General features: G+C 70.1%; 23 protein-coding genes. 13 read left to right on the top strand and 10 right to left on the bottom strand.

What is annotated here, in order from left to right; genetic code table 11:
* Positions 1–65: 65 nt before the first annotated feature.
* The 6 genes from CAP_RS14725 to CAP_RS14700 all read right to left on the bottom strand — a co-directional run bounded on the left by CAP_RS14725 (position 66) and on the right by CAP_RS14700 (position 5,806).
* A complete protein-coding gene (locus tag CAP_RS14725; RefSeq protein WP_052375241.1) occupies positions 66–1,328 on the bottom strand; it encodes a metallophosphoesterase family protein in 1,263 nt (420 codons plus the stop codon).
* Complete coding sequence (locus CAP_RS14720) at positions 1,328–2,440, bottom strand: metallophosphoesterase family protein (RefSeq protein WP_197041186.1); 1,113 nt, start codon at positions 2,438–2,440, stop codon at positions 1,328–1,330. Before CAP_RS14720 ends, CAP_RS14725 begins: the two co-directional genes overlap by 1 nt.
* Positions 2,437–3,474, bottom strand: coding sequence for a hypothetical protein (locus tag CAP_RS14715; RefSeq protein ID WP_156040809.1), 1,038 nt, complete (start codon positions 3,472–3,474; stop codon positions 2,437–2,439). The genes CAP_RS14720 and CAP_RS14715 overlap by 4 nt, the downstream gene beginning before the upstream one ends.
* 487 nt (positions 3,475–3,961) lie before the next feature.
* Complete coding sequence (locus tag CAP_RS14710) at positions 3,962–4,267, bottom strand: hypothetical protein (protein ID WP_044241089.1); 306 nt, start codon at positions 4,265–4,267, stop codon at positions 3,962–3,964.
* Entirely contained in the window at positions 4,257–4,910 is a 654-nt protein-coding gene (locus tag CAP_RS14705) for an XRE family transcriptional regulator (RefSeq protein WP_156040808.1), read from the bottom strand. The genes CAP_RS14710 and CAP_RS14705 overlap by 11 nt, the downstream gene beginning before the upstream one ends.
* An 11-nt stretch (positions 4,911–4,921) precedes the next feature.
* Complete coding sequence (locus CAP_RS14700; protein WP_197041185.1) at positions 4,922–5,806, bottom strand: TIGR04255 family protein; 885 nt, start codon at positions 5,804–5,806, stop codon at positions 4,922–4,924.
* A gap of 34 nt (positions 5,807–5,840) precedes the next feature.
* Here CAP_RS14700 and CAP_RS44615 point away from each other — a divergent pair, with 34 nt between their 5' ends.
* The 10 genes from CAP_RS44615 (at position 5,841) to CAP_RS14650 (ending at position 13,404) form a co-directional block, all read left to right on the top strand.
* Positions 5,841–6,215 carry a hypothetical protein gene (locus CAP_RS44615; RefSeq protein WP_052375237.1) on the top strand — a complete coding sequence of 125 codons (375 nt, stop codon included), beginning with the start codon at positions 5,841–5,843 and terminating at the stop codon, positions 6,213–6,215.
* Between the two features lie 238 nt (positions 6,216–6,453).
* Positions 6,454–6,696, top strand: a complete 243-nt coding sequence (locus tag CAP_RS14690; RefSeq protein WP_231511471.1) for a transcriptional regulator — start codon at positions 6,454–6,456, stop codon at positions 6,694–6,696.
* Complete coding sequence (locus CAP_RS14685; protein ID WP_044241083.1) at positions 6,693–7,034, top strand: hypothetical protein; 342 nt, start codon at positions 6,693–6,695, stop codon at positions 7,032–7,034. Before CAP_RS14690 ends, CAP_RS14685 begins: the two co-directional genes overlap by 4 nt.
* Positions 7,031–7,615, top strand: coding sequence for an RNA polymerase sigma factor (locus CAP_RS14680; RefSeq protein ID WP_052375234.1), 585 nt, complete (start codon positions 7,031–7,033; stop codon positions 7,613–7,615). The genes CAP_RS14685 and CAP_RS14680 overlap by 4 nt, the downstream gene beginning before the upstream one ends.
* Before the next feature lie 222 nt (positions 7,616–7,837).
* Positions 7,838–8,380, top strand: a complete 543-nt coding sequence (locus CAP_RS14675; RefSeq protein WP_156040807.1) for a hypothetical protein — start codon at positions 7,838–7,840, stop codon at positions 8,378–8,380.
* A gap of 386 nt (positions 8,381–8,766) precedes the next feature.
* Complete coding sequence (locus CAP_RS14670; protein ID WP_044241080.1) at positions 8,767–9,090, top strand: hypothetical protein; 324 nt, start codon at positions 8,767–8,769, stop codon at positions 9,088–9,090.
* A gap of 1,062 nt (positions 9,091–10,152) precedes the next feature.
* A complete protein-coding gene (locus CAP_RS14665; RefSeq protein ID WP_044241078.1) occupies positions 10,153–11,322 on the top strand; it encodes a transposase in 1,170 nt (389 codons plus the stop codon).
* A gap of 369 nt (positions 11,323–11,691) precedes the next feature.
* Positions 11,692–12,084, top strand: a complete 393-nt coding sequence (locus tag CAP_RS14660; protein ID WP_044241076.1) for a helix-turn-helix domain-containing protein — start codon at positions 11,692–11,694, stop codon at positions 12,082–12,084.
* Complete coding sequence (locus CAP_RS14655) at positions 12,081–12,575, top strand: type II toxin-antitoxin system RatA family toxin (protein WP_052375231.1); 495 nt, start codon at positions 12,081–12,083, stop codon at positions 12,573–12,575. The genes CAP_RS14660 and CAP_RS14655 overlap by 4 nt, the downstream gene beginning before the upstream one ends.
* A gap of 76 nt (positions 12,576–12,651) precedes the next feature.
* Positions 12,652–13,404 (top strand): hypothetical protein, encoded by a 753-nt coding sequence (locus CAP_RS14650; protein WP_044241074.1) that lies wholly within the window; start codon positions 12,652–12,654, stop codon positions 13,402–13,404.
* Positions 13,405–13,419: 15 nt separating this feature from the next.
* Here CAP_RS14650 and CAP_RS14645 read toward each other — a convergent pair whose 3' ends face one another.
* Positions 13,420–14,208: a class I SAM-dependent methyltransferase gene (locus tag CAP_RS14645; protein ID WP_044241072.1), complete on the bottom strand. Its 789-nt coding sequence runs from the start codon at positions 14,206–14,208 to the stop codon at positions 13,420–13,422.
* Positions 14,209–14,334: 126 nt separating this feature from the next.
* Between CAP_RS14645 and CAP_RS54960 the strand changes: the two genes are divergently transcribed.
* The 3 genes from CAP_RS54960 to CAP_RS14630 all read left to right on the top strand — a co-directional run bounded on the left by CAP_RS54960 (position 14,335) and on the right by CAP_RS14630 (position 19,904).
* Entirely contained in the window at positions 14,335–15,198 is an 864-nt protein-coding gene (locus CAP_RS54960) for a TetR/AcrR family transcriptional regulator (protein ID WP_156040805.1), read from the top strand.
* Positions 15,195–18,122, top strand: a complete 2,928-nt coding sequence (locus CAP_RS54955) for a phosphoenolpyruvate synthase (protein WP_156040804.1) — start codon at positions 15,195–15,197, stop codon at positions 18,120–18,122. The genes CAP_RS54960 and CAP_RS54955 overlap by 4 nt, the downstream gene beginning before the upstream one ends.
* 177 nt (positions 18,123–18,299) lie before the next feature.
* A complete protein-coding gene (locus CAP_RS14630; protein ID WP_044241069.1) occupies positions 18,300–19,904 on the top strand; it encodes an alpha/beta fold hydrolase in 1,605 nt (534 codons plus the stop codon).
* A 13-nt stretch (positions 19,905–19,917) separates the two neighbouring features.
* Here the strand turns inward: CAP_RS14630 and CAP_RS14625 are convergent, their stop codons facing one another.
* The 3 genes from CAP_RS14625 to CAP_RS14615 form a co-directional block, all read right to left on the bottom strand.
* Positions 19,918–20,910: a glutathione S-transferase family protein gene (locus CAP_RS14625; protein ID WP_044241067.1), complete on the bottom strand. Its 993-nt coding sequence runs from the start codon at positions 20,908–20,910 to the stop codon at positions 19,918–19,920.
* A 157-nt stretch (positions 20,911–21,067) separates the two neighbouring features.
* The gene (locus tag CAP_RS14620; protein WP_156040803.1) at positions 21,068–22,282 is read right to left on the bottom strand and encodes a hypothetical protein; all 1,215 of its coding nucleotides are present in this window, start codon (positions 22,280–22,282) and stop codon (positions 21,068–21,070) included.
* A gap of 31 nt (positions 22,283–22,313) precedes the next feature.
* Complete coding sequence (locus tag CAP_RS14615; RefSeq protein WP_052375224.1) at positions 22,314–23,660, bottom strand: serine/threonine-protein kinase; 1,347 nt, start codon at positions 23,658–23,660, stop codon at positions 22,314–22,316.
* Positions 23,661–23,779 lie beyond the last annotated feature (119 nt).

Genomic DNA, 23,779 nt, shown 5'->3' with positions numbered 1-23,779 from the left:
GAATGCGCTGAGGACACCAGGAATGGCGCCACGGACCGTCGTCGCCCCCCTCTTCGAGCCAGCTCTCACCCCTCGCCCGACTTGCTCAGCAACCGCGACAGCAAGAGCTGCTCCACATCCTCCAGCGCCCCCTTCAGCACCTCCGCATCTTCCAGCCGCAGCCCCTCATCCAGCTCCCGCGCCTCCGCCGGCAGCTTCCCCCGCAGCCCCGCGAACTCCCCGAGCAGCCGCCCCATCTCCTGATCGTCGTCCCGCAGCGCCCGCAGCGCCCGCGCGAGCTGCCCGATCGCATCCTCCCGCTCCCCGAGTGCCACCGCGTCCACCGCCGCCCCCGTCCGCAGCCGCACCTGCTCCACCCACAGCCCTTCCCCGCCCACATCGTTCGCCGCGGCCCGGATCTGCTGCGTCCACTGCTCCAGCCCCCCGTGCAGCGCCCCGTGGGCCCGCGTCATCCCCCGCAGCACCACCCGCGCCGCCACCGTGCGCCCCCCGGCCTCGGCCAGCGCCTCCTCCAGCCGCACCCGCGCCAGGTCCACCGCGTCGAGCCCGCTCTGCGCCTCGCTCACGTCGACCTCGCACACGTGCCACCGCACCACGTCGAGCGCCTTGTGCACGAGCGACACCACCCGCCCCCCGTCCACCGTCACCAGCGTCGCCCCCTTCGCCCCTGCCTCCCGCGCGTGCCGCCCTTGCAGGTTCCCCGGGAACACCACCGGCGGATCGGCGTGCACCACCTCCCGCGCGTGCACGTGCCCCAGCGCCCAGTACTGGTAGCCCTTGCTCAGGAGCGTCGTCAGGCTGCTCGGCGCGTAGTTCTCGTGCCCCTCCCGCCCCCCGAGCGCCGTGTGCAAGAGCCCGACGTTGAACAGCCCCGGCACCGCGTCCGGATATCCCGCCGCCAGATCGTCCGTCACCGCCCGCGTCGGGAAGCTCTGCCCCGTCACCGCGAACCCCCGCCGCTCGTCGATCACCTGCTGCGGCGCCCGGTGATCCAGCACCGTCACGTGCCCTGGCAGGGACAGGTGCCGCGTGATCTGGCTCTGCGCGTCGTGGTTCCCCCGCACCATCACCACCTGCACCCCCGCCGCGCGCAGCCGCGAGAGCTGCGCCGCGAAGAACAGCCCCGTGCTGTAGTCCCGCCAGTCCCCGTCGTAGATGTCCCCGGCCAGCAGCAGGAGGTCGGCTTCCTCGGCCAGGCACAGATCGATCAGGTTCTCGAACGCCCGCCGCGTCGCCCCCCGGATCTGCCCGATGGGCGCCCCCTCGTAGCGCTCCAGCCCCCGCAGCGGGCTGTCGAGGTGCAGGTCGGCGGCGTGGACGATCTTCATCACTCCACCCGCACGAGCTCCACCGGACCCAGCGCCTCCCCTGGCCTCGCGTCCACCACCAGGAAGTGCCGCGACACCCCGTCCATCCGCTCCTCGATCGCCCCGCCCCCGCCCGTGATGTAGGCCGGGATCCCCGCATTCTCGTAGGCGTAGAACGAGTGCAGGTGCCCGTAGATCGTCATGTCCACGTTCCCCGACGACAGCAGGTTCACCAGCTTGCCTGCCTCACCCCGGTTCGCGAACGCCCCGTTCCGCGTCCCCACCGGATCGAACGGCGGCACGTGCATCATCACCAGGTGCAGCCGATCGCGGCCCTGATCGAGCCACCCTTCCAGCCACCCGTACACCCTCGGATCGACCGTCGCGCTCGCCGAGTCGATCATCGTGAACTGCACCCCCCGGAACACGAAGCTCCGGTTCCCGCGCCCGAAGTACTGGTGGTACATCCCGTCGGACGTCCCCAGCTCGTGGTTCCCGAGTGTCGAGTAGCAGGGGATCTTCAGCGACTTCAGCTCCCGCTGGAACTCCTCGAGCTGCGCTGCCGTCCCTTGCCGCGTCAGGTCCCCGCTGAACACCAGGAACCGCACGTCGTCGCGCGTGTTCATCTTCGCGTAGATGTCCTGCACCTCGTCGATCGCTTCCTGCACGTCCGCGAGCGCCGCGAACCGCCACGGCTCTGTCGAGTGCGCGTCTGCCGCGAGGAGCCGCAGCGTCACCTCCGCGTTCGCGGGCAGCTCCACCTCCCACACCCGCTCCGTCGGCGCCGGCTCCGTCACCACCGTCGCCACCGGCGCCTCACCCCCGGCCACCTCGGCGGTCAGCACCGCATCCGGGAGCTGGTTCTCCATGCGGATCGACCACCGCCGCCCCCCTTCGGCTCCCGTCGACAGCCGCACCGACAGCTCGGGCGCGCTGGCCCACAGCCACAGCGATCCGGACGACAGCCCTCGCACTGCCGCCTGCCCATCGGCCACGGCCACCGACACGTCTCCGGACGACGCGCTCCCCACCGCGGCATCGATCTCCGCCCGCTCCTCGGCCACGTGCAGGCATGCCCCTGCCACGAGCGCTGCCACAACCGGCACCATCCGCGCGACCCGCAAGCTCTTCATGGATTGCCTCCGTGCCGGAACAGCACCGACACCCCGCCAAGGAACGCCGACCCCACCTGCGCGTCGAAGAGCAGCCCCCACTGAGGCGACAGGTACATCCGCCCCTCTGCCCCGAAGTGCCCGGGCACGCCGCTCCCGAGCCCCACCATCTTCAGCCCACCCGCGTACCCATCGTGCCGGTGGTCGTAGTAGACCTGCGCCTCTCCGCGCGGGTAGCCCTCGTGCCCCAGGTACACCCCGAACCCGGTGCGCATCAGCAGCAGATCGGTCCCCTCCGTGCTCCGCTCGTAGGCGTAGCTCTCCACGGCCAGCCCCCCACCCAGCTCCGCGAACGACCCTTGCAGCGTCGGCGCCACGTGCCCCAGGTCGAGCCGCCCGTTCACGGTCAGCTCTCCGGTCAGCACCTCGAACCGCTCCGTCCCGTAGCGGGTGTGCGTGAGCGCCGCCTCGGCCTCCACGAACGACCCGTCGGGCTTCCCGTTCATCATCCGCACCTTGTTCCCGCGCGTGCGCGGCCCGAAGAACCGGTAGCCCCCCACGAGCCGCAGCCGCCGGTTCGCGTCGTCGAGCGCGAACCACCCCGAGGGATTGAGCCGGAACCCCCCCAGCCTCAGGTCCGCGCCCACCGTCGTGAACACCCGGTACGAGAACACCGGGTCGTACACGTACCGGAGCCCGAGCTGCGTCTCGACCCACGGCACCGTCGTCGGCGCGCTCCCCCAGCCGCCCTCCGGCGCCACCACCCCGTAGATGTCGGCGAGCCCCGAGACGAGGAACAGCCCCGCCCCCGCCACGATCACCGAGGTGATCGGCGCGACGAGCCTCCGCGACGCCCCTGTCGCCGCGAGCAGCGCGAACCCCCCGACCACCCCGGTCGCGCCCACCCCTTCCATCGCCAGGAGCTTCCACCCCGTCGCGCTGTGCCCCGCCACGAAGTGCCCCGACCCGTGCACCAGCAGCCCCGGCACGAACGACGTCCCGATCGCGAGCCCCCGGCGCGTGTCCGAGAGGTGCGAGGGATGCGGCGGAGCCATGGGGGCGCCCACCACGAGGGGCGGCGTGCGCGCAGGTGGTACGGGCCCGGCGACGTCAGGGGATGACGGTTCTGCGGACGATCCTGGCGTGTCGCCTGGGGGAGCGCCGACGGAGGCTCCCGGGGCGGGAACCTGGGGAGGGACGGCCGCCGCCGTGCCTGGGAGGGTCGCTGCGAGCGCCGCGAGGACGGCGAGGGCCGCTCCCAGCGAGCGCCTGTCGCGTGATGGGAACTGCACGTCTACGGTTCATAGAGGCAGCGGCTCGGCCTCGCTAGACGGAACCTCGCTACGCACACCGATCCGCGCGCGAAACCTCCTGGGGGTCAAAGCATGCCGCGCGCTCTCACGGCTGAGCCCATTCGCCCCGGGGTATCGACCTGTCCCATTCTGCCCCTACACCCTGGCCCGCCGAGCGCGCGCCTCTCGCCACCGCCCGCCCTTCACCCTCGGGCCCGCGTCTCGCTCACGAGCTTCAAGGTCGGTGAATTCACCCACCAGATCCCGCCGAGAGATGGTCGAGATCGAGCGGGTCGCTGTCGACGTACTCTCCGGCGTTCATGTCTTGCAGCGTGACGACCTGGCCTTCGACGGACTCGAACCGGCCCATGGTTGGCACGAGCTTGAGCCACTCCTTGAGGAGATCTCCAACGCGGCCAGCATCGGTCAGAGCGAAGGCCGGGTCGAGGCGGTGCACGAACCAGTGCTGGCCGAGGGCGCAGTCCCCCTGTCGCCACGCTGCGAGAGCATTGTCGATGAACGCAATCCGCGGATCCGGCTGATCCTCAGCGGCCACTCCGGACCCTCACACTCTTCGCCGCGCGGGCCGTCCCGCCCTCGCGATGAATGCGGTCGTGAAGCGCGTCGACGAGTTCTTCCGGCGGCCGCGGAGCCCGGGCCACGCGCGCCTCTGCCGAGATCTTCGGCGGCGAAACCCGAGGTGACTCGCCGGGGCCGAGCAGCGCGAGCACGCGGTCGTAGTCCCCTGCTGCCAGCAAGTCGAACGGCAGGCTTCCGTCCTCGCGCACCCCGAGCAGCACCGCCCGGTTGGCACTCGCAGAGCCGCGGTCCACCTTCCGCACCACAGCGAGGAGCCGCTGGAGGTGCTCTTCGTTGCTCGACGCCATCGGCTTGCCACTGGCCCAGAAGTGCATTGATCGGCGGCTTACATTGAACAAGCGCGCTAGCTGATCCCAGGTCAGACCGCTGCGCCGTCGCAGCTCGCCGATCGCGGCTCCAGCCGGCGCAGCCACATGAACCAAGGCCCCGGACGTCGTTTGCTCTGCGGTGCGATGCGCGCGCAGCACCACCTCGAGCGGGAGCGCGTACGCGGTCGAGGTCCCGAGTCCCGCGAGCATGAAGCCGACGAGAACTGGCTCGCGAACCTGCTGCATCAGCATCGCGCCTGCGGCCGAGGTCGCAGCGAAGGTCGGGCGCACCTGAGGACCGCTCATGGCTTGCCTCCGTAGCGTAGAAGGAACTCGTCGGTCACCGCCCAGCGGAAGATCGTATAGACGCGCTCGGCATAGCGCTGCGCCTCCGCGACCACCCGGTCGACGACGAATGGCACCGGAGCTGCGCTGAACATGTCGAGGTCGAGGATCCAGCTCTTCTCTTCTGCGGGCTCGATCGCGGCGGGATCGACGGTCGCGCCCGGAGGAAGGAAACCCCAGCGCGCAAGCACCCGCGCATCCGGCAGCTCGAACATCGACTCCGAGAGGGCGTGAATGGCGTGCTTCGCGGCGATCGTTCCAGTGATGCCGCGGACCTCAGGTCGAACCAGCCTGGCGATATCGTCGACCGCCTCGCCGGTGATGCGGTCGATGTAGCGGACTCCGAGGCGATCGAGCTGGCCCGGTTCGATGTGCTCATCCAGGGCCTCTGCGAGCACCTTGAGCCGGCCGAAGAAGTCACCACGACTCACATATTTCGTGGTTTCGAGCGCCAAGAACTCGGGCGTGAGCGAGACACGCCAGTGCCCCGCCGCGTCGCTGAAGCGCCACGCGATGTGCGGCTTCGCGGGCGAGGCGCCGCCGGGACCAAGCAGAAGCCCCTGAGTCTGCTCCTGCCTGAGCACGGAGTACGTGGAGCGAATCGCCTCCTGGAACGGCGCGACAAAGTCCCGCTGCTCGACGGACAGAACCTCCGGAAAGCGGAGCTGGGCGATGACCCGGACGAGAGGCGCGTCCTTGAGGGGTACCTCCGCGGGAAGCGGAGCTATGAGCGGGTCTGCGGTGGCGCTCATGTGGGTACAGGAAGGGTTCAACGAGTGACCTGTGAAGTAAAGTGTGAAGCGGACAGCAAATAGCTGCAGGGTCAGCAGGTTAGCGCCCACCGCCAGAGGAGGTTATCCCACACCGTCGCATCCGGTGGTCCCCCCGCCGCCGCGCGCCATCCTCTCGGGGGTGACCGCGCGGCTCCCGGCGTCTCCAACGCAACTCCCGGCGCTGTTCGGCGAGGTCCCGGTGCTGAACCGTCAGGTCCCGGCGCTGCCAGCGCAACTCCCGGCGCTGATCGGTCAGGTCCCGGTGCTGTTCGGCGAGGTCCCGGTGCTGTTCGGCGAGGTCCCGGCGCTGATCGGTCAGGTCCCGGCGCTGTTCGGCGAGGTCCCGGCGCTGTTCGGCGAGGTCCCGGTGCTGATCGGTCAGGTCCCGGCGCTGTTCGGCGAGGTCCCGGCGCTGATCGGTCAGGTCCCGGCGCTGTTCGGCGAGGTCCCGGCGCTGTTCGGTCAGGTCCCGGGGTAGTGGCCGGTTTTGCCTGAGACTGGCCTAGTTTGGGTCTGAGGGCGTGACGGTGCGGTAGGTTCGAGGCTCCGAAACAGTGCACCCCGCGACGCCTGCCAGCGTCCGGGGTGCGTGGCCGAACCCCGTATCCCCGGAGTCCGACATGTCCGTCATACCGCTACGCCCCCGTCGGGGCCAAGGGACAGATCCGCCCAAACCTCGCCCGCGAGCCACCGTCACCCTGACCGATGTCGAGCAGATGCGGCTCCGCGCCGCTCTGCGGAACCTGCGCGCCCTGTACGGGTCGTGGAACTGCCTCGCCGAGGTCATGGGCGTCAACCCGAGGAGCCTCACGACCATCGTCAGCGGCAAGCCAACGTCGCCGGGGATGGCCGTGCGCGCAGCGCGGGCCGCTGGCACCACTGTGGAGGCGCTCCTCGGAGACCTGAAGGTCGCTGCCTCCTGCCCCCACTGCGGCACGGCGTGGGAGGTGCGGTCATGATCACCCGCGGTCCCCTCCTAGAGTCCTCCATGGAGTTGTCGCTCAACGAGAAGGAGAGCGCCAGCCTGCGCGAGTGCCTCTACACCATGAGGCAACTCACCGGCTCCTGGGCTGCCGTGGACACGCTCCTCGTGCTCGGCAAGGGCGACGCCGAGAAGATCTGGAACGGCACCTACGATGCGACCGCGGAGATCGCCTACCGCATCTCGAAGCGCACCAACTACACCGTCGATGACGTGCTGATCGGCAACCGCAACGGGCGCTGCGTCCACTGCAAGCGCCCGCAGTCTGACCCGCTCCCGTCCGCGCCTGACGCGCCGCCGGAGGCGAAAGCGTGACCCGCGGGCGGCGCCACGATGGTGCCGCCCACGCTCCAGCCAGCGTCTTCATCGACGAGATGCCCATCGTCCGGATGGCGCCCTACGTGCGTGCGCTTCTGCGCGCCATGAAGGTGCCTCCGCAGGACTGGGAAGATCTCGTCCAAGAGATCACGGCTGCGGCGTGGGTTGCGATGATGGAGGGCCGCTTCCGGCCCTTGCCCAGGCAGCCGCTTGGCGACGCCCTCAAGCTCTGGCTGACGGGCATCACGTGGAGGCAGACGTCGCACTTCCGCGAGAAGGCGTACCGTCGACGCGAGATCCCCGACGAGGCGCCGTGGACCGTGCCAGGCGCGGATGACTGGCTCCCGCACCTCCCAGCCACCGTTGGCGTGGTCGAGGCCCGGGACATCCTGCGGGCGCTGGAGCGCATCACCGAGGCTCAGGCCGAGATCCTGCTCATGCGCTACGGCGAGGGCCTCGACGTCGCCGAGATCGCCGAGGCTCTCGACGTGAAGTACGAGACCGCACGCGCCCGCCTCCGCGCCGCCAGGCTGCGCTTCCTCGCGGCGGCCGAGACCTGGCAGCGCGTCAGGTCGTAGACACCGTTCAGCACCGTCAGCGCCCGCATCCGCTACGCGCTGCGTCGCCTCACCACCGCCGTGCAGCGCTGGCGGAGATCCAACACTGAAACTGAACAGCAGGTCCCCCATGGCGGACGTGACTTGGAGCGCTTCGTCCACGTCGGACCTCCTCAGATTCTCGCAGAACCTACACCCCCGTTCAGATTGTTACGTCGTTCGCGCCGTGAGACGCACGACACGATGATGATCGAACTTCAAGACGCAAAAAACCGACTCATGGATGCCGCCTCTCTTGGTCCCGATGGCGATGCCGCAGAAATTTTGAACTCTGTCGAGGAAGCCAGCACATTGATCCAAGATGCGCGTGCAAACGGCGCGGATCGAATGGCTGTTGAGGACCTTGTCCGCGGGCTCGACGGGGTCTTGCGGGACACGCTGATGAAAGCCGCCCAGCACGCGGAAGCGGCTGTCAAAAAACGCGTCGACGATTTTGCTGAACGGTGGAAGCAGAACCGACGTTTGAAGAGAGCGGCGAAGGTCAAGCAAACCGGCTCGGACGACGTGCAGGTGCTACTTCAGCAACTCCAAGAACAGGTTGATGATCTTCCGCCGGAGCAGCGCGAAGATGCGCAACATCTCACGGCCGCGTTGGCACATGAAGCCACGAAGCCCGCACCTGCGAAGGCTGTTCTCAAGTCGCTCCTAGCCGGGCTGAAGGAGATCCTCACGGGGGCCGACGCTGACCTTGTCGCGGAGCTTGGCAAGAAGATGCTTAGCGCCTGAACTGGTCAATCTTGGCTGAAGCGGCCATCTTTGGCCTCTGAATCGCCTCGCCACGAAATCGACAACGACCTCTTGCAGGGGTCAATCACGGATTTACAGTGTGGCGACAACGTCGCCGGCTGGGTCCGGACGTTGCACCAAGAACGCGAAAGGCCGGGATCTGACCCCGGCCTCGCTACCGCTGGCCCCTCGACCAACGGGTGCTTCCGCACGCCACCATCGTGTGCATCGGCTCGCACTCCGTCAAGGGGACGGCTTCCGCACGGCCCCTCGCGGGCGGAGAGTCTATGTCCCACTCATTCAGGTTCCATCGTGTTGAAGATGCTGTGCGCTCTGAACGAATCCTCAACGCCGCGAACAGGACCGACCATACCTATGCGCGAACGTTGCTGTCGTTGGCGTTTGGCTTCATGCGTTTTGTGGAATGGCCCCGCGATCGGTGGAGCGTCGTTGAAACGCCCCGTGCTGGGTTCAAGTATTTCTATGGGCGTCGCAACGAGATGGGCGTCGTGCTCGCTCTTGACGTGGACGGCACCACGTTGCACATCGACATCTTGCTGAGAGCGAAAACCGTGGAGTCGATAGAGGTCGAGATGGCGAACCGAACGGTGGGGACTCTCGTCGAGAGCGAGACCGAGATGCTAAGCATCTTCTCGATGATGGAGGACGCGCTGGTCGACGAGATGCCCGCGCTCATCAAGCGCGCGTGAGGCTCGGATTGCTCTGTTGACGGTTCTCTCGAAGGCTTGCGCTGCACGCTTGTCCTCCGTCGAACCCCCGGCATCGAAGATCTCGACGTCGCAGGCGGCGTCATCGTCCACATTACTCATGGCGCGACTTCTCCTTGCTGCGGGCATGATGTAGTGCCCGACTGCACTACGCGTTGTACGTCGCGCGCGCGAGCGGTACCAGCTAATAAATAGAGCTTTGAGCCTCATCGGTGCATGGTGCAGACGGTCTGTCCCGAGCAAGGCTGGCGACCCTCCAACCGCCTCAATCTGCATCGAACAGCCGTAGCTGTTCCGGCTTGCGCGCCTCCCCCCTCGGCGGCTGCGGGGCCGCCTCCTGGGGCGCCGCGGGCGCCTTCTCCTCCGCCACTACCCGCAGCCAACCACAACCGTTCGGCAGAGCCCTCGCCGCGGGCGCCTGTGCCCCTTCCAGGGGCTCCGGCAGCTTGAGCGGCCTCGGGTCAGGGGGCGGCGCTGCGGGCTCGCTGAGGGCCGCCTGGACCGACTCCTGAATGCTCCACGTAGCGGGTGATGTCGGCCTCCATGGCGGGCGCGGCCGGGCGTCGGATGTGGTTAGACGCCGAATCGGTTACGACGTCAGACGCAAAGCGCACTGACATCCGATCACATACGGCCGCAAGTGCTCGCGTTTCACCTTTCTCAGCCGCTTGTTTGGCGCCAGAAGCCAGTACCAGCCGTTGGTGACTGCAAACACTAGGTGGACCTGACGTTTGCGTGGTCTCCGCTTGGGGTACTGAACAAGATCGCCTGGAGTTATGAGGGGAGGAGTAGCCTTTTCCATAGGGAGAGGATCCTACACCCCGCAAAGACCAACTTACACTGGACTACGGTCAATCAACGTCCTACCCGCCCCGTCTCTGCCGAAGCAGTTTTCGCGCGCTCGCGCTATGGTTGAGCCACAAAGCAAAGCGCCCCGCCTGTAGCTGGTAACTACGGGCGGGGCGGCAGACGCCGAGCGGTGGCCCGCCCGAGGTCCTGGCAGACCGGATCGTGCCACTTCCCGGCGAGAGAGGCCAGGGGCTTGTGGCGAACGTTCTCCCGTGGGAGCAGCGCGTCCGCGTCCTCGCTGCGTTGCTGGACGGCAACAGCGAGAGGGCCGTGGAACGCATGACGGAGGTCAACCGGGGCACCGTGGGGCGCCTCGTGATGACGCTCGGGGAAGGCGCGGTGCGCCTCCATGATCGCATGGTGCGCGACCTTGCGACGCCGCTCATCCAGATGGACGAGATCTGGAGCTACGTCGGCAAGAAGGCGGCGCGCGTGACCGAGGCCGACGAGGCGGGCATCGGCGAGAGCTACACCTTCGTCGCGATGGACACGCTCTCGCGGCTCGTCATCGCGTGGCGCGTCGGCACGCGGTCGCAAGAGACCACGGACGCCTTCATGAGCGACGTCCGCGCGCGCCTGGTGGTGATGCCGCAGATCACGAGCGACGGCTACGCGCCGTACATTACTGCGGTGGGCGCGAGCTTCGGCCCGAGCGTCGACTACGCGCAGACCGTGAAGAACTACCGGGTCGGGAGCTACCGCGGCCCTGATCACCGCTACGAGCCGCCGCGCGACCCGTTCATCACGAAGCGGAGCGTGTTCGGCGCGCCCGACATGGCCCGCGCATCGACCGCGTACATCGAGCGGCAGAACTGCTCGACGCGGCACACCAACGGCAGACTGCGGCGCCTGTGCCTCGCCTTCTCGAAGAAGGCGAACCACCACCGCGCCGCAGTCGCCTTGAACTACGTCGCGTACAACCTGACGCGCGTGGTGAAGACGCTTCGGGTCACCCCCGCGATGCAAGCGGGCATCACGGACCATGTGTGGACTGTGGAGGAGCTGCTGGCCGCGCTCCTCGCCGAGCCTGCCGCGGAGGCGCCCACGGCCAAGCCGCTTGCCCACCGTGCCCCCGAGGCACCCGCGCGCGCCCTGCCCGGTGGCCGTGGCTTCCTGCGCCTCGTCGGCGGCACCGCACCCGTCGAGAAGAACCCGCCTCGTCATGACCCGCCTCCGGCTCCTGCTCCTGCACCCGTGCCCATGCCCGCGCCCGCAGCCTCGCCAGCCGCTCCGCCCGTCGTCGCCCAGACCCCCGCGCCCGCGGTCACGACGCCACCCCCGGCCAAGCCCGTGACCCTCAAGACCGGCCGTCCCGTCCAGCTCTCCCTCTTCCCCGAGGGGCCCGACCAAAACCGGCCAAGATGAGAGGGTGGCCGAAGTAGGCCACCACCGGTCCCGGTGCTGATCGGTCAGGTCCCGGCGCCTCCAAGGCAACTCCCGGTGCCCTCGTTCTATCCCCGGCGGCAAAGTTTCTCCCCGGCGGCAAAACTCAGGTCCCGGCGCTGATCGGTCAGGTCCCGGCGCCTCCAAGGCAACTCCCGGTGCTGATCGGTCAGGTCCCGGTGCCTCCCATCCATTCCCGGCGGCAAAATTTCTCCCCGACGGCAGAACCCAGCCCTCCGGCCTTGAAGGCTGGCTCACCCGAGCCGAAGTTCTCGAAGCCATCCTTCTGGGACCGGCGAAGCAGGGCAGCCTCGTTCTCGTGCAGAGGCGCTACGCTTCCCGGGGCAGGCGATGAACGTCTTCAAGACCACGCCCGAGCAGGTCCTGCACCTCGCCACCCTCATGGTCGACATGAAGAAGGCGGGAACCGACGACATTCAGGACGCGATCGACGATGACGCCGATGCCCCGCAGGTGCCGCTCCAGAAACTGTACCTCCCGTATGACAAGCTGGAGGACGTCGCCCAGCGCGTCATGGCCGAGAAGGCGAAGCTCCGCCGGCTCATCGATCGCCACGGCGGCGTGTCGGCGGTCGCCGCAAAGAGCGGCATCCCGCAGCCGTCCCTCAGCCGGATGCTGAACTCTCCTTCCATCTCGCCCATCCCGCGGCGCGCGACGCTCTACAAGATCGCCATCGCGCTCGGTCTCCCGGGGATGGACATCATCATGGAGTGGACGCGATGAGCACCATCCAGACGTCGGCCGAGATCGATGCGCCCATCGCGCCGCTGTTCGAGCTGATGCAGGACTACGGCCTGCGGCTCGACTGGGATCCGTTTCTGCGTGAGATGCGCTTTCAGGATGGCGCGACGGAGGCGGCGGTGGGGGTGCAGGTCTGGGTACGCGCGCACAACGGGCTCACCATGGAGGTCGAGTACATCACCCTGAAGCGGCCGGAGCAGGTGGCGATGCGCATGACCAAGGGACCGGCGATCTTCAAGCAGTTCTCGGGGGCGTGGGGGCTCAAGGCGATCACGCCGGAGAGGACGCGGGTCACGTTCCGGTACAACTTCACGGTCAGGCCCGGGTTCCTCGCGCCGCTCCTCGATCCGGTGACGCGGTGGGTGATGAGGCGGGACATGGAGCAGCGGCTCGCGGGGCTCAAGAAGAGCGCGGAGACCACGGATATCCTCCGGCGGCTCCCGCCTGCACCGCCTGCGTCGCCCGCATCCTGAGCCAGGGAGCCCGTGAATGTGCCCGCCTTGGGTACGGGCGTGCGGGCGCGCGGGCGCGCGTGGTACCACGGGGGGCATGAGCTCCGATGCCATCGCCGTCCTGCATCCCAGGAACCCCGACGTGCTGCGCCAGTACCTCGACCTCGACGAGGAGAGCGAGGAGAGCGAGGGGCTCTACGCCGAGGCGCTCCCGGACGGGACCATGCTGGTGCACACCTTCCAGGAGTTCGCGCTCTTCGCGGACGATCCGGAGGCGGGGCGGGAGTGGATGGCGCAGTTCGGGGACGACCTGCTCGACGTGCACGACGATCCGCGGGGGGTGGTGTTCTTCCCGGACTCGATCGAGCCTGAGGGGCAGACCTACGACGCGGTGGTCGCGGAGGTGATCGGCGACGGGGCGTGGGTGCAGGTGCCGGAGCTCGCCGGCGAGGACGAGGCGCGGGGCGAGGACGAGGACGACGAGGAGTACGAAGACGAGGATGACGACGCGCTCGCCCAGGGGGCGGGGGGCGTCTTCGGGGCGGCAGGGGCGGCGTTCCCTCAGGGGATGCAGAGGAACATGGCGGACATGGATCTCAAGGATGTCGCCGAGATGGCCCAGAAGCTCCTCTCGGGGCTCGACTTCAGCGCGCTGATGGCCGCGGAGGATCCGCAGCAGGCGCTCACCGCGATGCAGGCGAAGATGCGCGCGCAGTTCGAGCAGTTCGCGCGCGAGCAGGGGGCCGCCGCGGACGACGAGGGAGACGACGACGAGGGAGACGACGAGGGGGACGACGCGGAGTTCCCGGGGGACGACGACGAGGGCCCGAAGAACGACAAGGCGCGCTGAAGGGCGCTCGGGGGATCAGGGCGCCCAGGTGAGGCCTCTGGCGAAGGCGCAGCAGACGTAGAGGGGGGTGGTGCCCGGGTAGTCGCGCCCCAGGTAGGTGGTGGCCAGCCGGTCGGGGGACCAGAGGTCGGCGCGCATGCCGAGGCTGCGCAAGGTGGCCTCCAGGTGCGCGGGCGCGACGTAGGACCAGGCGCCTTCGCCAGCGCTGTGGATGCGCGCGCCCATCGCGGTGATCTCCGCGGGGCTCTGGTCGGGGGCCAGCACGTCGAAGCCGAGCACCGGCTTCTTCCGGTAGTAGCCGACCATCGCGGCCAGGGCGTCGCGCAGGAAGGACTCGGACTGGTACATGAAGAAGCCCTCGGCGAGGAGCAGCGTGGGTAGCTCCGGCGAGGTCTGGCGGAGGACGGTCTCCACGTCCTTGATCGAGGTGAGGCGGAGCGGGAGCGCCTCCGGCAAGGGCAGGCGCTGCTCGGTCAGGATCTGCTGCTTGCGGGCGACCATGTCCGGGTCGTCGACTTCGAGGTAGCGGGTCTCGGGGAGGAAGGTGAGCCGCTGGCGCTTGGTGTCGAAGCCCGCGCCGAGCAGCACGATCTGCTCCACGGGGTACGGGGGGCGCAGCAGGAGGTCTTCGAGGAGCCTGGCCCGGAGCAGCACCACGTGCACCGGCGCGTCCGTCTCTTCCGCGAACCGGAGGAGCTTCTCGGTGGTGAAGAGGTGCGCGAGAGGGTCCGCGACGAGCGGCGAGCCTTGCTGCGTCGCCAGCGCCCGCCGCGCAGCGAGCACCTGTGCCGTGTACGAGATCACGCCGCGAGCCTGAGGGCCTCTCCCGGAGGATGCAAGCCGGCAAGGTGGAGATCGCGCCGGCGTCGCGGGTGTCTCTGGACAATATGTTAGTTGTATGTAACAACATGTCCAGGAGCGGCAGGGACCATGGTTTCTTCACCTTCCGAGCCCGAGGATCGTGACCGGGTGCTCGCGGCGGCGGCGGCGCTGCTGCGGGAGGGCAGGGGGCTGTCGGTGGCGGAGGTGGCAGCGCGGGTGGGGTTGTCGCGCGCGGCGGTGTACCGGCTGGTGGGGGGGCGGGAGGCGCTGCTCGAGGCGCTGCAGAAGGCGGGGCAGGTGGGGGAGGCCGACGCGGCGCGCGCGGGGGCCAGGGGGCGCATCCTGGATGCGCTGGAGGAGCGGCTGAAGATGAAGACGCTCGGGCACATCACGGTGGAGGAGGTGGCGACGACGGCGGGGCTGTCGGTGATGACGCTCTACCGGCACTTCGGGGATCGCCACGGGCTGTGCCGCGCGTTCCTGGAGGAGCGCTCGCCGCGCGGAGGGGTCCGGGCGCTGCTGGGGCGGGTGGGGGAGGACGATGATCTGGAGGCCGTGCTCGTGCAGTTCGCGCAGGCGTTCCTGACCTTCGTGCACCGCTATCCGCACATGGTGCGGATGCTGTTCACGCCCGACAGCGAGGAGGCGGCGCTGATCCAGTCGATGCAGGAGGGGACGACGCGGACGCGCGACGTGCTCGCGGGCTACCTGGCGACGCAGATGCGGCGCGGTCGGCTGCGCGAGGGGGATCCAGGGCAGCTCGTGCAGATGCTCCTGGGGATGGCGCTCGGGCTCGGGGTGCCGGGTGTGGGTGTGGCCGACGTCGAGGCTTCGGCGCGGCTCCTGGTGGGGACGTTTCTTCATGGGCAGGCGGTGAAGGCCGGCCCCGGTCTTCGTGGGCAGGCGGTGAAGGCCGGCCCCGGTCTTCGTGGGCAGGCGGCGAAGGCCGGTTTCAGAAGGAGGAAGTCGTGAGAACGAACATGGATACGCCGTGGGTGCTTCCGTTCACGTCCATCGGGATGGAGGAGACGCCGCTCGTGGGGGGGAAGGCGGCGAGCCTGGGCGCGCTGCGGCGTGCCGGGCTGCCCGTGCCGGATGGGTTCTGCGTGACCACCGAGGCGTTCCGGGAGGCGCTCGTCGGGGACGCGGGGCTCGCCGCGCTGCTCGACAGGCTGGAGCAGGTGCAGGCCGGTGACGTGGAAGCGGCGCGCACGGTGGGGGCGGCGCTGCGGGCGCACGTGGCGAGCCGGGCGCTGCCGGAGGAGATGCGCGCGGAGATCGTGGAGGCGTACGCGGCGCTCGGCAGGGAGCGCGGAGGCGCAGCGGGGACGAGGGCGGCGGGTACGGGGGGGGTGGAGGTGGCGGTGCGCTCCAGCGCGACGGCGGAGGATCTGCCGCACGCTTCGTTCGCGGGGCAGCAGGACACGTACCTGAACGTGAAGGGGGAGGAGGCGCTGCTCGCGCGGGTGCGCGACTGCTGGGCGTCGCTCTACACGGACCGGGCCATCCTCTACCGGGTCGAGCAGGGGATCCCGCACCGGGAGGTGCTGCTCTGCGTGATCGTGCAGCAGCTCGTGAACGCGGAGAAGGCGGGGATCCTGTTCACGGCGCACCCCATCTCGGGGAGCCGGAGCGTGGCGGCGATCGAGGCGGGGTGGGGGCTCGGGGAGGCGCTGGTGTCGGGGATCGTGTCGCCGGACCGCTATGCGATCGACAGGCGGAGTGGGCGGGCGCTGTCGGTGACGCGCGGGGACAAGGCGGTGGCCATCCGGGCGGCGGCGGACGGGGGGACGGTGACCGAGCAGCTCGGGGAGGGGGCGCGTCATGGAGACGTGCTCGACGCGGAGGAGATCGCGGCGCTCGTGGCGCTCGGGGGCAAGGTGGAGGCGCTGCGCGGGGGGCCGCAGGACATCGAGTGGGCCATCGCAGGGAAGACGCTGTTCCTGCTGCAGGCGCGGCCGATCACCTCGCTGTTTCCGCTGCCCGAGAAGGCGTCGGAGGTGCGCGGGGGAGAAGCGGGGGAGAAGCGCGCAGGAGGCGCGGGGGAGAAGCGCGCGGGGATCTTCGTGTCCTTCAACCACTTCCAGGTGATGACCGACGCGATGCCGCCCATGGCGCAGCACGTGTGGGAGCTTCTGGTGCCGCTCGGCAAGGCGTCCGGCGAGGCGGTGGAGTGCCCGTGGATGTACCGCGCGGGGGGGCGGCTCTACCTCGACGTGATGCCGGTGCTGCGGTCGCCGCTCGGGAGGAAGTTCCTGCTGGGGGCGCTGGGGAACGCGGACCGGCTGACGCAGCGGGCGCTGGCGGAGGCGGTGGGGAGGCCGGAGCTGCTGGTGGGCGAGGGGGAGCGGGTCTCCGGGGCGAAGACGCTGGCGACGCTGCTGCCGATCACGCGCGAGGTGATGGCGTGGGAGTTCTTCCGGCCGACGGCGGGGGCGACGGCACGGATGTACGGGTTCATCGAGGCGGAGGCGGAGGTGGCGCGGGCGACGGCGTCGTCGGGGGCGCCGCTCGCGGAGCGGGTGGGGGGGATGCGGAAGCTTCTGGCGATGCGGGTGCCCTCGCTCATCGACGCCATCGCGACGCAGGTGCTCGCGGGGGTGTCCTCGGGGGCGGTGCTGCGGAAGCTGGTGGACGCGCCGGAGGAGGACTTCGTGGCGCTCGGGCGCGGGCTCTCGGGCAACGTGACGGTGGAGATGGATCTGGCGGTGGGGGATCTGGCGGACTGCGCGCGCGCGTACCCGGAGGTGGCGGCGCGGCTCGTGCAGCACGTCTCCGAAGGCGCGACGGTGGAGGGGCTGGCGACGCTGGCGGCGCTCCCCGGAGGCGGGGCGTTCAAGGAGGCGCTGGACGGGTTCCTGGCGCGCTACGGGGCGCGGGCGCCGTCGGAGATCGACGTGAGCCGTCCGCGCTACCGGGACGCGCCGGGGGCGATCCTGGCGGTGGTGGCCGGCAACCTGCGCGCGGGTGGGCAGGTGGACGGGGAGCACGGGCCCTACGGGGCTCCGGGGGCGCACCGGGCGCACCACGCGCGGCTCGCCCGCGAGGGAGAGGCTGCCGCGGCGAGGTTGCTGGAGGCGGCAGGGCGCGGTCCGCTCGGGAGCGTGCGCGTGCCGCTGGTGCGGCGGCTGATCGGGGTGCACCGCGATCTGGTGGGGATGCGGGAGCACCCGAAGCTGCTGTTGATCTGGATCCTCGACGCGCTGCGCGGGCTGGCCCTGGAGGCAGGGGCTGTGCTGACCGGGGCGGGCATGCTGGAGCGGGCGGAGGACGTGTTCTTCCTCGACCTGCACGAGCTGGAGGCGGCGCTCGTGGAGGCGGCGCTCGTGGAGGTGCGTGGGGCGCGGGAGGTTGAGGCAGGTGGCGGGCAGGCGCTGGGCGCGCGGGAGGCGCTGGGCGCGCGGGAGGCGCTGCGCGCGCGGGTGGCAGGGCGGCGGGAGGATCTCGCGCGGTTCCAGGAGATGGCGCCGCCGCGGGTGATGACCGGAGACGGGGAGATCCTGACGGCGACGCACGCGAGCGACGGGGCACCGGCAGGCGCGCTCGTCGGAACGGCGGCCTCGGCAGGGGTCGTGGAAGGGCGCGCGCGGGTGGTGCTCGACCCGGCGGTGGAGGTGCTCGAACGCGGGGAGATCCTGGTGGCACCGTTCACCGACCCGGGCTGGACGCCGCTGTTCGTCAACGCCGCGGGGCTGGTGATGGAGGTGGGCGGGATGATGACGCACGGCTCGGTGGTGGCGCGCGAGTACGGGATCCCCGCGGTGGTGTGCGTGCCCGGCGCGACGCGGCAGATCCGTACCGGCCAGCAGATCCGGGTGCATGGCGACGGGGGCTACGTCGAGATCCTGGACGCGCCCTCTCCCGCGCCCTCTCCCGCGCCTTCTCGCGTGGCCTGAACGGTCGTCGGGGCGCGCCTGCTCCGGAAGCGTCGGGGCGCGCCTGCTCCGAACATCTCCGCAGGCTCCCGGGCCGACACCGTCCGTGCCGCTGCGACGTCGGCACCCAGACGATCGCAGCGCGGCCAGCCGCTTGCATTGCGTCCTCCTGCGCTCGTGGCGCGAGGAAGGCGTGTGATGGAGATGCACAGGGCCATCGGAAGAACGGCGGCGATCACGCTGGGCGCTGCCCTGATCGCGGGGTGTGGCGCCGAGGGGACGCAGGGCGGAGATCGCGACGCAGCGGCGGGGATCGACGTGCGCTGGGAGCCCTGCTCGGCGACGCAGGGGGGCGGCGGGCCCGAGACCTCGTGCGCGCTCGTGGCGCTGCCGCTCGACTGGGAGGCGGCGGACGGCGAGGCGCTCACAGTGTTCGTGAAGCGGGTGCGGGGGGCCGAGGCGACGCGCCGGTCGCTGTGGATGCTGGGGGGAGAGCCGGGGTCGTCAGGCGCCGCGTTCGAGGCGGTGGTGCCCGAGCTGCTCGCGCTGGATCCGGAGCTGGAGATCTTCCTGGTCGACCACCGGGGGACGGGTCATTCCACGCCGATCGGCTGTCCGGGGGAGCCGTTCGAGACGGGGGCGGCGATGGGGGCGTGGCAGGCGTGCGTGGTGGCGCTGGAGGAGACGTGGGGGGAGAGGCTGCAGCACTTCACCACGACGGCCGCGGCGCACGATCTGGGCGCGCTCCTCGGGGCGACGGAGGAGGCCGGGCGCAGCGTGCACGTCTATGCGTCCTCGTACGGGACGGTGTGGGCGCAGCGTTACCTGGAGCTGTTCCCCGATCAGGTGGACGGGGTGACGCTCGACGGGATGCTCGACGCGCGGGGAGGGCTGCCTTTCCGGGTGGACGCCTGGCACGACGCGGCAGGGAACGCGCTGCTCTCGCGGTGCGCGGACGATGCGGCGTGCGCGGCGCGGATGGGGGACGATCCGCGGGAGACGGTGGAGACGTTCCTGGCGATGCTGGACGAGTCGCTCTGCGCCCCGCTCGACGATGGACGGGTGAACCGGGCACGGATGCGGCAGGTGTTCGCGACGATGCTGCAGGACGAGGCGCTGCGGGCGGCGATCCCGGCGGTCGCGTACCGGGGGGTGCGCTGCGAGCCGGGGGACGTGCGGGCGATCTTCCACGCGGTGGATCAGGTGGCGCTGATGACGGCGGAGGGGCCGGAGCGGCGTACGGTGTCGGCGGCGCTGGGGATGCACGTGATGCTGTCGGAGCTGGCCCTGGACACGCCGCCCGAGCCCGAGGCGCTGGAGGCGATCCAGGACGAGGCGCACGTGTCGCCAGACCGGGGGAGCCTGTACCGGGCGCTCTACGATGCGTGGCCGCGCTACGAGGGGGCGTCGGCGCCGGCAGCGCTGACGCGAGGGGCGACGACGGCGGTGCCCATGCTGATGCTGCAAGGGGGGCTGGACCCGCAGGTGCCCCTGGAGGTGGGTCAGGCGATCGCGGGCCGTTACCAGGGCGCGCACCAGACGCTGGTGACGCTCGACCCGGCCGTACGCGGGCTCGGGTTCGGGACGGGCGGCGCGCAGGCGGCGCGGGGGGAGGCGCAGGCGTGCGCGATGTCGATGTGGCTGGGGTTCCTGAAGGACCCGACGGCGCCCGTGGATGCGTCGTGCACGCGGTCGCTGTCGCCGATCTCCTTCGGGGGGTCGCAGGGGCTCGCGAAGACGATCTTCGGGACGGCTGATCTCTGGGACAACGAGGAGAGCGCAGGCGACTCGACGGCGCCCTGAGCAGGCGTTGCGATCAGGTGGACGCGGCGCGGAGGTGCTCGCGGCCGGGAGGGGCGTCGAAGTCGAGGTGGGGGCCGACGGGGACGATCTGGGTGGGGTTCACCGTGGTGTGGCTCATGTAGTAGTGGCGCTTGATGTGGGTGAAGTTCACGGTCGGCTTCACCCCTGGCCATTGATACAGGTCGCGCGTGAAGGCCCAGAGGGCCGGGTAGTCGGCGATGCGGCGGACGTTGCACTTGAAGTGGCCGTGGTAGACGACGTCGAAGCGCAGCAGGGTGGTGAAGAGGCGGATGTCGGCCTCGGTGAGCGCGTCGCCGCAGAGGAAGCGGCGGGTCTGGAGGCGCGCTTCGAGCATGTCGAGGGTCTCGAAGAGCGGGCCCACGGCGGCCTCGTAGGCCTCCTGCTTGGTGGCGAAGCCTGCCTTGTAGACGCCGTTGTTCACGGTGTCGTAGATGCGGGTGTTGAGGGCGTCGATCTCCGCGCGGTGCTCGGGCGGGTAGTAGTCGCCGGGGCGGGCGCCGCAGCCGTCGAAGGCGCTGTTGAGCATGCGGAGGATGTCCGCCGACTCGTTGGAGACGATGGTGCCGCGCTGCTTGTCCCAGAGGACGGGGACGGTGACCCGGCCGGAGACGCGGGGCTCGGCCCTGGTGTAGACCTCGTGGAGGCGCTTGGCGCCGTTCACCTCGTCGGGGATGACGCCCTCGGCAGGCTCGAAGGTCCAGCCCTCGGAGCCCATCAGCCAGTGGGTGACGGAGAGGGAGATCTTCTCGTCGAGGCCCTTGAGCGCGCGCATGATGGCGGTGCGGTGCGCCCAGGGGCAGGCGCGGGCGATGTAGAGGTGGTAGCGCCCCGGCTCGGCGCGGAAGCCGCCCTCACCGGTGGGGCCAGGCGCGCCGTCGGCGGTGACCCAGTTCCGGAACTTGCTCTCGGTGCGCACGAAGGCGCCGCCCGTCTTCTCCGTGTCGTACCACTGGTCCTTCCAGACTCCATCCACGAGTACGCCCATGATTCAGCCTCCTTCGGTGTGCAGGGTGTTGCGGGTCAGAACTTTGCCACCAGCGTGACCTTGCCCCTTCAGAACGCCAGCTCCGCTCACCCAGTGCGGAGAGCGGCCACTGCAGGGGAGGTCTATGGGATCCCGGCGGCCACGGTCCAGCGGAGGTTCAGGTCTTCCAGTGCGCGACGAGGTCCGGCAGGGCGATGACGGACATCTGGATGAGGTGCGCCATGTGGTGCTCGGGGCTGTTGCCCATGTAGCCGCGCACGTGGAAGCCGCCTCGGTGAGCTTCGTTGGTCTGCTCCAGCCAGCGCTCGGCGTCCTTGGCCCAGACGTTGGCCAGGGAGGGGAGGGCGACGTGCGGCGGCTCGCCGTAACGCCCGAGCCGGTGCGCGCCGACGGCGGCGAGCAGGGCGTTGGCGGTCTCCTCGACGCTGGCGTAGGCGCGGGGCTCGACGAAGGAGTGGGTGATGGTGAAGAGCTTGTGGCCGAGGGCGGCCTCCTCGGCGAAGCGGAGGAAGGGGTCGAGGCGGAGGGGATCGGGCCCGGGGTGGCCGTCGGGGCCGGGGGCCTTGGCGTAGGAGACGTGGAGGCCGTCGAGCATGAGGAGGGCGTCGATGCGCTCGCGGTTCTTGGCGGAGTCGAGGAGCTTGGCGATGGCGCCGTAGCCCGCGCTCCACGAGGAGAGGGCGACGCGGCGGAGCTTCGCGTCCTTGAGGCCGCGCTTCTCGGCGGCGTCGCGCACGCGGGCGAGGGTCTCGTCGAGGATGCCCTGGCGCGCGTAGCGGCTCTCGTAAGCGCCGGAGCCGATGCCCAGGTTGACGACGTAGACCAGGGCGTTGACCTCGGCGGCGCCGTAGCTCTCCTCGACGAGCTGGGTGTTGCCGTGGAAGTGGAGCACCAGGTCGAAGGTGCCGTCGTCGGAGTGGAACGAGCGGGGGGCGTGGAGGACGCCGCCGCTGACGTAGACGTGGCCCTCGCGGCGGAGCGTGGCGTCGGCAGGCGTGACGGCGGGCGCAGGCTCTGCGGAGGCTGCGGGCGCGGCGGACGGGGCAGGCCTGGCCCTGGCGGCGAGGTCGCCGACGATCCGGGCGAGGGACGAGGTGGTGGCGTGGCGGGCGACGGGCGGCGCCTCGGTGAAGCGCCAGGAGAAGGCGAGGACGGCGACGGCGGCGACGCCGGTGAGGAGGAGGAAGCTGCCGATGCGGGCCGCGCGATCGACGCGGGAGACGCTTCGTCCACGGGCGTTACGTGCGCCATGTGCGTCACGCGCGTCACGCGCGTCATGTGCGTCACGCGCGCCGCGCGCGTCTTCCGGACGTGCATCCGGAGGCGTCGCGGCGGGAGGGGTGGGAGGCGAGGGGTCGGCAGGAGGGGTCACGGTCACCGGCCGTCAGGAGAGCACGTGGAGGCTACGCCACGATCATCCGTACGATCTGGATGGCGGAGAAGAGCACGGTGGCGGTGAGGAACAGGAGGATGAACATGCCGGCGCGGCTGTGCTTGTCGATGAAGCGGCCCATGTCGCTGAGGATGCGCTTCTGCAACGTGACGTGGCAGGTCACCTCCATCTGGCCGGAGAGGAACATCTGGAGGGACTCGATCATCTCGTCCGCAGACTGGAAGCGGTCGGCGGGAGCCTTCTCGATGCCGCGGGCGACGAAGTACATCAGCTCTCCGGGGATCCTCGCCTGGACGGCGGCGGGGCTCCCGTAGAGCCGGGCGTTGCTGAACTCCTCGGACATGACGCCGGTGAGCATCTGGTCGATGGTCCTCCGGTCGCTGAGGTAGTGGTGCAGGGTGAGCAGCTCGTGGAAGACCACGGCGGCGCTGTACAGATCGCTGCGGGAGTCGATCTGGTCGTTGTCACCGCGGGCCTGCTCGGGGCTCATGTACGCGGGGGTGCCGACGAGAGTCCCGATGCGCGTGGCGTAGAGGCGCGCGCGCTCGTCCTTGCCAGCGTCGCCGAGGGTGGCGAGGGTGCCCTGCGCGCTGGCCGCGTGGTCGTTCTCGGCGGTGATGGGCTTGGCGATGCCCCAGTCCATGAGCATCACCTCGCCGAAGCGGCCCACCATGATGTTGGCGGGCTTGATGTCGCGGTGGACGATGCCGTGGGCGTGGGCGTAGGCGAGGGCGTGGAGAAGGGCGACGAAGATCTCGCAGCGGCGCTCGATGGTGTACTTGCGGTGGTACGCGGGGTCGCGGGCCACGAGGCGCTCGATGATGGATTCGAGCGTCTCGCCCTCGACGTACTTCATGACGAAGTAGTAGCGGCCCTCCTCGTCGATGCCGACGTCGTGGATGGGGACGATGCTGGGGTGCTCAAGGCGGCCGACGGTGCGGATCTCGTCGACGAAGCGGGCGAGGGTGGCGGGGGAGGTGTCGTCCGAGAGGAGCCGCTTCACGGCCACCTTGCGGACGATGTCGTTGTCGTGGACCAGGAAGACCTCGCCCATGCCGCCAGCGCCGAGCACCTTCAAGGTCTGGTAGCGGGCGCGGACCTCGGGGATGAGGCGCATGGCGCTGCCCTGGCCCTCGACCCGGGGGAGGGTGGTGGCGCGGGAGGCGCTCGACGGAGGAGGGGCGCTGGAGCGGGAGTGGGCAGGGGAGGCGAGGGTCTCCAGGGGAGCGCCGGTGGGTCTGCCGTGGCCGAGCAGGGTGGGCGCCGTGTCGAGCGCGCCGCTCTGCGCGTCGTTCAGGGTCGGTGCGTCGAGGGTGGCGCCGAACGCGGTGTGGCCTGCATAGGATGAGGTGGTCACGGCTTCCTCCGAGCTGAGTGCTGCACGGGTCCTGGTTCCGGGAGCGCAGGGACAGGCGCGTGGCTCCCCATCTCGTCCCGCGTCGCTGGCTCGTCGTTCTGCGAAGTCATGGGGGGAGC

The organism is Chondromyces apiculatus DSM 436, assembly GCF_000601485.1.
Taxonomy (GTDB): Bacteria; Myxococcota_A; Polyangia; order Polyangiales; family Polyangiaceae; genus Chondromyces; species Chondromyces apiculatus.
Note: the sequence above shows the minus strand (reverse complement) of the source record. Positions and strands in the feature narration are given on the sequence as shown.

Excerpts from the sequence above, each read along its gene's own strand:
- CAP_RS14625 (WP_044241067.1), bottom strand. The coding sequence starts at position 20,910 with ATGGGCGTACTCGTGGATGGAGTCTGGAAGGACCAGTGGTACGACACG.
- CAP_RS14675 (WP_156040807.1), top strand. The coding sequence starts at position 7,838 with ATGATGATCGAACTTCAAGACGCAAAAAACCGACTCATGGATGCCGCC.
- CAP_RS14715 (WP_156040809.1), bottom strand. The coding sequence starts at position 3,474 with ATGGCTCCGCCGCATCCCTCGCACCTCTCGGACACGCGCCGGGGGCTC.
- CAP_RS14660 (WP_044241076.1), top strand. The coding sequence starts at position 11,692 with ATGAACGTCTTCAAGACCACGCCCGAGCAGGTCCTGCACCTCGCCACC.
- CAP_RS54960 (WP_156040805.1), top strand. The coding sequence starts at position 14,335 with ATGGTTTCTTCACCTTCCGAGCCCGAGGATCGTGACCGGGTGCTCGCG.
- CAP_RS14720 (WP_197041186.1), bottom strand. The coding sequence starts at position 2,440 with ATGAAGAGCTTGCGGGTCGCGCGGATGGTGCCGGTTGTGGCAGCGCTC.
- CAP_RS14725 (WP_052375241.1), bottom strand. The coding sequence starts at position 1,328 with ATGAAGATCGTCCACGCCGCCGACCTGCACCTCGACAGCCCGCTGCGG.
- CAP_RS14630 (WP_044241069.1), top strand. The coding sequence starts at position 18,300 with ATGGAGATGCACAGGGCCATCGGAAGAACGGCGGCGATCACGCTGGGC.
- CAP_RS14650 (WP_044241074.1), top strand. The coding sequence starts at position 12,652 with ATGAGCTCCGATGCCATCGCCGTCCTGCATCCCAGGAACCCCGACGTG.
- CAP_RS14655 (WP_052375231.1), top strand. The coding sequence starts at position 12,081 with ATGAGCACCATCCAGACGTCGGCCGAGATCGATGCGCCCATCGCGCCG.
- CAP_RS14690 (WP_231511471.1), top strand. The coding sequence starts at position 6,454 with ATGCGGCTCCGCGCCGCTCTGCGGAACCTGCGCGCCCTGTACGGGTCG.
- CAP_RS14685 (WP_044241083.1), top strand. The coding sequence starts at position 6,693 with ATGATCACCCGCGGTCCCCTCCTAGAGTCCTCCATGGAGTTGTCGCTC.